Here is a 6,839-nt window from a genome sequence, read left to right on the forward strand (position 1 = left end):
AACTGTGGCAACAGATGCGGTTGAATTAACAACAATTCTTGATTTTGAAGATAGTACCGAACACATCAATAACAATCTTGAAAATTATCTTGAAAAAGCCTGGATTCTCACCCAGAAAAATGCACCCAATTCTGGTTTTATTGAATGGAGTAAACCTACTCGTTCTACGGATGTTTGTGACCTCATTCAATTAGAAGACCATCGACTTTTTCTGATTGATAACTTTGGGTTTAAAGAACTAAAACAGTCACCCATTATTCATATTTCTCAAACCGTTGACCCTCCTTATGGTGATAGCAGAGACGAGTTTTCTACCCTTCATGATACTTGGGTTAAAGACTCGGTTCTTGACAGAGTTACTATGGGTTGGTATTACTGGGAATTCTGCCAAGTTTTTGCATCTCCAGAACGGACTTATCAACGGTTAAGAAGCTTTAAATAAGTTCAACTCAACTTAAAGGTTTTGAAGCCAATTAACCAAGTTTTCTTGACTTTCAAAGTCTAACAAAGCTTCTCCTAAGTTCTCTAATTGCTCGATGGATAATCCCCGAATTTGCTCAATGGTAGATGAGGGGATTTCCCCCAGACGGCGGTTGAGTTGACGTAACACTAAGCTAGTTCCTTCCTGCTGCCTTCCTTGCAAAATGCCTCTTTGTTCCCCTAAATCTTCTCCTTCAGCTAATGCTTCTTGATAAACCTTAGTTTGTTTTAAATCACTTAAATTAAACATTGCTTCAATTTCCTCTCTATTTTTTTGTGGGAATTTGTAAACGATAATTCGTTCGATGAGATCGATTAATTGTTGTTGAATTTTGGCATCTGTTAATTGATTTTGTGCTTTTTCAATTAACCCCTTGGCTTGAGGCACGGCTTGTTCTTCTGATTCGACAACCAAGTTAATCAAACCAATGCCCAAAGAGTTCTTAGCCGATTCTCCTAATTATTAAAGTCAGCAAAGGAGTTACCTCCTCTGCTGCTCTACAAAACGGAACGTGAAACTTTCGTTTCATTCCGCTCCTCAATCTAACGACTTGTTATCATTAGTACACCAAGATCAGGATGTCATTAATCCACTCGTAATTTTCAGGGAACCTTTTTATTATTGGTTTTGATTTGTTATTACTAAGTGAGCCATCATTTCTGGTCTTTTTATCGTGACAATGCCTATGAAGTAATTGTTGGTTGTTTATACTTTTACTTCCACCAAGTGAAAGAGGTTCAATGTGGTCGTGTTCCAACAAATCTCCATATTTGAAGTTTAATTCGCAGTGAGTGCATTTTCCTTTTTGCCTTTTTAGCAGCGTAGCTGTTTTATGGGGCATTTCGGGATTTCTTCCCAGTCTTGTACTCCAATAAATTAGGTCGCCATTGTATGGACTGGCATTGCCTTTAACCTTGATGTGCTTTACTATTGGTGTGTAGGCATGAGATAATAGTTCAAAGAACTTTCCATCTTTCATCTTGGAGGCGAAGACCCAATTTCTATCCCCAATTTTATGAAAATATTTTTTTAGCTACAAATTTTCCAGTTTTATTTGGGTGTCGTCTTTTCCCCCATTTTGTTAATTTCCAGTAAAGAAGGTGATCTAGTTTTTTAAAGACTTCTTTTGATATTGATGTGGAGTAATAATTGCACCATCCCTTAATGATGGGATTAAGGTTTTTAATCAGAATTACCTGTTTTTTACCTCTATGTCTATCTATTACTTCACATAGCCTCTTGTAGTGTCTTTTGATTGCTTCTTTACTGGGTTTGATGAGAGTTTTGAATCCTAATAATTTTCCGTTATTTTTCCCTGATTGGTATTTTCCTACAGGGTATTGTCTAACGTTAAATCCTAAAAAGTTAAAGCCTTGATTTATTTCTTCCCAATCTAGTTTTTGGTTTATTGTCCGTTCTAGATGGGTTTCTATAAGTGTGTGACTTATTCTAGTTTTAGAAGGATGTAATCCTAATCCCATGTCGTATAACCATTCCATCAGAATGTATTGACATTCTTTAATTACGTTAACGTCCTTGTGGATGACTACAAAGTCGTCGGCGTATCTAACAAAGGATAGATTTTTCTGGTTTTCTGCTTTCCTACCTTTCTGGTTTTTGGCGTAATCCATTAATCTATTTTCCATTCCGTGAAGAGCGATATTTGCCAATAACGGGCTTATTACGCCTCCTTGGGGAGTTCCTTCATTAGAGGGGAAAAGCTCTTTTCCGTCCATGTACCCAGCTTTTAACCAAGCTCGTATTTGTCTGCGGAGGGTAGGGAAGGTATTTAATTTTTCTAATAGCTTTTCATGGTTAATATTATCGAAGCATTTGGCAATATCGGCATCAAGCACATATTTGGCTTTTTTATTTATTGCGTTATATATTGCCTCTCTGGCATCTTGACATGAGCGTCCTGGTCTGAACCCGTATGAGTTAGGTTCAAATTTTGCCTCCCATTCAGGCTCCATAGCCATTTTCACGAGAGCTTGCAAGGCGCGGTCGTACATTGTCGGTATACCAAGAGGTCTTTTTTCATCCTTCCCAGGTTTGGGAATCCATACTCGCCTGGTTGGTTTGACCTTGGTTCCCATTGTTAATTTATTTACCAAAATGAGACGCTGAATGGGGTTGAGGGATTTAATTCCGTCGATTCCTGCGGTCTTCTTACCTTGATTATCCTGGGTTACTCGACGTACCGCTAATGCTCTTGCTGACCAAGATTTAATTAGAAGTTTTTGGAGTCTGCGAACTGTTTTAACATCATCACGACTAGATGCTTGAAAAATGCGCTTTTGAAGTTTATAGACCCGTTTTTCAATAACTTTCCAGTCAATTTCTGACCAGTTTGTTATGTCTTTGGTATCCAATCCCACAGTCATCATATTTGATTCTGTTTTGGGCATTTTGCTCCTACTTGTACCTTTTTCATTCGTTAGACCGTGAGTCCGTCTGCATATCCTTACCATTACAGCAAGGCGTTGGCTTCTGACTCTATCTTTCCCCTAACTTTCCTACCTTTTGGTAGATATTTCGTCTTGAATGACTACCAGTAAATTTCGACCTTATTCCTGGAAAAAGAGAGGGGTTACTTCGTTCCTAATATCCATTGGTTTGTTCTTTTAGGATGGTTCTATTTGCCGAGCTTCAGGGAGATATTAATTAGTCATAGACGGTAGCTAATTTCCCTAGCTAATGCCCTTTTGGGACTCCCAGTGTATCAGCCTTATTTCACTGGTTTTTATTAACGACATTTCACGTGAACCTTTGCTTTCGCTATCCATGAGAACTTGCTAACGGGAAACGATATTTAGGCTTATTGTTTCTTTCCGCTTTTACCCCCGCTTTACGGATTGACGTTCAGCCTCTACCGTAGGGGATATGCTTTAACAGGAATATCCCCTGAATTGGACTTGCCGTTTCTAGGTTACTAAGGCTCACCAATATGGATATTAAGTTATCATCTGATAAGGATTTAAGTGCTTTACTCAACCATTTTTGGTTACTTATCAGGTGTCTCTCATCCCTTAGTATTCTGTGCTAATTTCGAGAGAACGAATCGCACCATCTAAATAAATACGAGTCACTTCTGGTAAGTTTAGCATATTCCGAAAATGAATAAGCTGCTGGAGTTCTATCTTTCGACTAGGATAAATAACAACAACCTTCCAAGGATGCGGGGGAATATAATCTTTAAGAAACAGAAAGAATTCACCAAATAAACGATAATAGAAAGTCGGATCTGGTTGAAATTGTACCTCCACTAAATAAAGAGGTAAGTCGTTTTCTTCTTTTTTAGGTAGAAATAAACCATCTAATCGAAAGGATAGTTGTTTGACTTCACGGGAACTAAATTGATAGTTTTCCCACTGGGTTGAGTCTTCTCCGATTAATTCAAAGAAACTTCTCGGAAACTTCAAAAATATTTGATAAAAAATACTATCTGTTTTCACAATAATCCTCAGTTACTCCTTTTTATATTCAAGACTTTTCTGCTTTGTGTTCTTTTTCTATTATAACTAATTAAAGTCATCAATTCAAGCTAACACACTTGATTTTAGAGACAATATTATTCTATAAGAAAGACTTTAGTAAAACATTATTGTTGCGAGGGAAGCCACGCTTTGCGTGGAAGTTGGGAAACAATGATACCAATTACAAACTAGATGTCAAATATTACATTGCCCGACGAAATTCTCTCCGAGTTTACCGTTAATCCTGATGGCAGTACAACTACATCCATTCGGGGCGCAGCAAGGTTAGCTGGTGTGACTCCATCTTCCCTCTCAGAAGGTGTTCGGAAAATCGATTCAAAACTGACTCAAAGCCTCATCAATAATGGCATTGACCCTGTTCGGTTTTCGACCCAGGGCATTAATGAAATCGCTTTAGCTAGTATTTTAGAATATTACGCATGGGAAGCAGGGGCGCGATGCACTGAACAAGCTCGATTAATTTACCGCGCCTTTGCCAGTGTCGGAATTCGGGCATGGTTACAAAAGCAACTTAATTACCAGCCTTATGTCACTGAACCGTATCAAACAGATTCTAACACACCGACTATCGATGAAATCAATGCAGTTTTCGCTGGTCTTTATAAACTCAACATACAACCAGAGTTAATCGAATCAGCGAAATTAACCGCAATCGCTAAAATCATACCTAGCTTATCAAGCGCGGCGGAAGTTGGCAAACAACTGCTCTCATCAAACATGGCTGTTCCTGAATGCCCTTTATCGCCCAATACTGCTCGGTTAAGGGAGGAATGGTCTAGTGTTCGCGTTAATTAGACGCGAACACTAGACCAAGGGATTTATTGTTGTTGATGTGTGTTTGTTAAATTTTCTAGGCTAGTAGATAAAAATGAATGAAATAGTTTTTCAGACTACTGCTCTTACTGTTTTAAAAGTTAAAGGAAGATAATTACTGCCATTTCCTCTATGAATTGGTTGAGTTTTTGGAAATTTACAACGGGTTTTCTTTACGACTCTGGGATTACTTCTATTTTGTCTTGGTGGAATAATTTCGGAAATCATTTCAGCTATTAACCAACTGAAAAATAAATGACTTTCGTTGTCTTTTATTGTCTGAAATTGTGGAATCGCTCTCTGTATAACCCTTAAACAACCAGTAAAACTCAACCGTAAAGGAGCTAAATTTGCCTCAGTTGCCGCCGTAAACATTAAGGAACGAATACTATAATGAGCCAATAACCAACCATAAATTTCTTGAATGACTTCACGGGGTTTTTTAGAACGAATTAAAGTTCTTCTCCCATTAAGATAAATTTTCAATTCTGAGAGAGTGTTCTCCACTTCCCAACGGCTATGATATTCTTTGGCTAACAGTAAAGCAGGAAATTTATTAATATTCATTAAATCGGTTATTAAACGATAAACCACATCTTTTTCCTTCTCTTCAACTACATATTCAATGACGCGAACAGGAATTCTTTTGGCTCCTTTTTTCTGAGATTTTCTGTCAGGTGCTATCCAACTTATATAAGAGCCATCTGACAAGGTTTTTACCCCTTCAAACTTGACATTTTGGGGAACACGACCTAGAAAATGACTTTTTTTGTCTAAAACCGCTCTGACCATTTTAAACGAATGTAGTCCTCTGTCCCACATTAACAGCATTCCTTGATTTACAGACCGTAAAAGTTTTTGAACTCTGACTCTTTCTCCCATTTTATACGGACTAATTAAAGCATCACAAATTAAGTGCGTTCCTGCTTCTATTAATAAGACCAATCTCACTTTAGGAAAGCCGGCTTTTGTCCCTGGTCTTGTCCCTGGATATCCAAAAACTTTGGCATTTAATTCAGTATCAGGCACATCAAATACGCTTCCATCTACTGCCATTAACCTTAATCCATTTAAAAATGCTCCTTGTGTAAATGGTGTTGCTAATGGTCTGACTATTAACTCAAATAAACGAGTCATCACCCTAGGACCAACTCGTTGTCTCGCTTCACTAATTGATGAACTTGTTGGTGCTTTTAAACGAATTTGGAGACGGATATATTTCTCAGTTAGTCCCCCTATTAAATTCTTAAAAACAGCCACAATTCCTTGATTTGACCAAAAACTCATAGCAATTACTAAGACGACAATTACATGAGTGGGAAGATTTCGGTTTCTTCTTTCTAGACTTTTGCTATTAGCAATCGCTTCGCTAACTTTTTCAGGAGAAATTACGCTTTCAATGGCTTTAAATAACTGGTTTGGATTAATCCTTGGACTGATGATTGAAAAATTAATAAGAGACATTAAATTTAGGGCATCCTCAAAATCTCTCTTATCATATATACTTTTGGTGTTCGCGTGTTCATTATCATAACTTTTTTTCCGAGAGATACCATGACCCAAAAAGCTAACCAAGATTTAGAATGTCGAGCCGAACGCTTAGCTGATTCCCTTAAAACTTTACAACTGAAAATGGAACTTATCAAGCAAGAAGGGAAAATTGCTCCTCCCTGTTGTTGTATTTTACGATATCAGGCACGAGGGAAATCTCAAACCTATTGGTACTATAAATTACAGGCTACTGAAAAGATTTTCCCCACTAAGACTGGTGGATTAAGCAAGTATAAACATTTGGGAGTTTCTGGTAGTCCCGCTCATGTTGAAGCCGTGATGCAGATGAGTCGTCGAACCCAACTTGAAGCCTTGGGTAGAAGCTTTGATGCTCTTATGGATAGTTGGTCTGATGTCTATGGCTCAAACAACAAAGAATCCAATGTATAGCTAGACTCACTCATGCGAACATCCGTTCTTTTTCCTTAACCGAGCAGTATTGCTTTATCGCCAACAAAACTAGGCAAAATCATCGCACAACAATTAGGTTGGGAAAA

At 37.9% G+C, this 6,839-nt stretch carries 4 protein-coding genes and 4 pseudogenes; 3 read left to right on the top strand and 5 right to left on the bottom strand.

Going from position 1 to position 6,839, the window contains the following annotated elements; all coding sequences use genetic code 11:
- The coding region (locus VB691_RS23965; protein ID WP_323294048.1) for a hypothetical protein at nt 1-442 on the top strand (442 nt) is incomplete at its 5' end.
- A 12-nt stretch (nt 443-454) separates the two neighbouring features.
- Here VB691_RS23965 and VB691_RS25905 read toward each other — a convergent pair.
- The 4 genes and pseudogenes from VB691_RS25905 to VB691_RS23980 form a co-directional block, all read right to left on the bottom strand.
- Nucleotides 455-730 (bottom strand): DUF4351 domain-containing protein, encoded by a 276-nt coding sequence (locus VB691_RS25905; RefSeq protein ID WP_416245488.1) that lies wholly within the window; start codon nt 728-730, stop codon nt 455-457.
- A 6-nt stretch (nt 731-736) separates the two neighbouring features.
- Nucleotides 737-928 (bottom strand): annotated as a pseudogene (locus VB691_RS25910) (DUF2887 domain-containing protein); the annotation flags it as partial.
- A 112-nt stretch (nt 929-1,040) separates the two neighbouring features.
- Nucleotides 1,041-2,889: pseudogene (gene ltrA / locus VB691_RS23975) on the bottom strand (group II intron reverse transcriptase/maturase).
- Nucleotides 2,890-3,549: 660 nt separating this feature from the next.
- A pseudogene (locus tag VB691_RS23980) lies at nt 3,550-3,936 on the bottom strand (Rpn family recombination-promoting nuclease/putative transposase); the annotation flags it as partial.
- 213 nt (nt 3,937-4,149) lie between these two features.
- On the opposite strand from VB691_RS23980, the gene VB691_RS23985 reads away from it, so the two are divergent.
- The gene (locus VB691_RS23985; protein ID WP_323294049.1) at nt 4,150-4,773 is read left to right on the top strand and encodes a hypothetical protein; all 624 of its coding nucleotides are present in this window, start codon (nt 4,150-4,152) and stop codon (nt 4,771-4,773) included.
- 258 nt (nt 4,774-5,031) lie between these two features.
- Here the strand turns inward: VB691_RS23985 and VB691_RS23990 are convergent.
- Nucleotides 5,032-6,255, bottom strand: a pseudogene (locus tag VB691_RS23990) (IS4 family transposase); the annotation flags it as partial.
- A gap of 90 nt (nt 6,256-6,345) precedes the next feature.
- On the opposite strand from VB691_RS23990, the gene VB691_RS23995 reads away from it, so the two are divergent.
- The gene (locus VB691_RS23995) at nt 6,346-6,732 is read left to right on the top strand and encodes a hypothetical protein (protein WP_323294050.1); all 387 of its coding nucleotides are present in this window, start codon (nt 6,346-6,348) and stop codon (nt 6,730-6,732) included.
- The last annotated feature ends 107 nt before the right edge of the window (nt 6,733-6,839 follow it).

The sequence above is a fragment of the Crocosphaera sp. XPORK-15E genome (assembly GCF_034931425.1).
Classification (GTDB): Bacteria; Cyanobacteriota; Cyanobacteriia; order Cyanobacteriales; family Microcystaceae; genus UHCC-0190.

What these genes read in the sequence shown, in the direction of transcription:
- VB691_RS25905 (WP_416245488.1), bottom strand. Translation starts at nt 730, where the DNA reads ATGTTTAATTTAAGTGATTTAAAACAAACTAAGGTTTATCAAGAAGCA.
- VB691_RS23985 (WP_323294049.1), top strand. Translation starts at nt 4,150, where the DNA reads ATGTCAAATATTACATTGCCCGACGAAATTCTCTCCGAGTTTACCGTT.
- VB691_RS23995 (WP_323294050.1), top strand. Translation starts at nt 6,346, where the DNA reads ATGACCCAAAAAGCTAACCAAGATTTAGAATGTCGAGCCGAACGCTTA.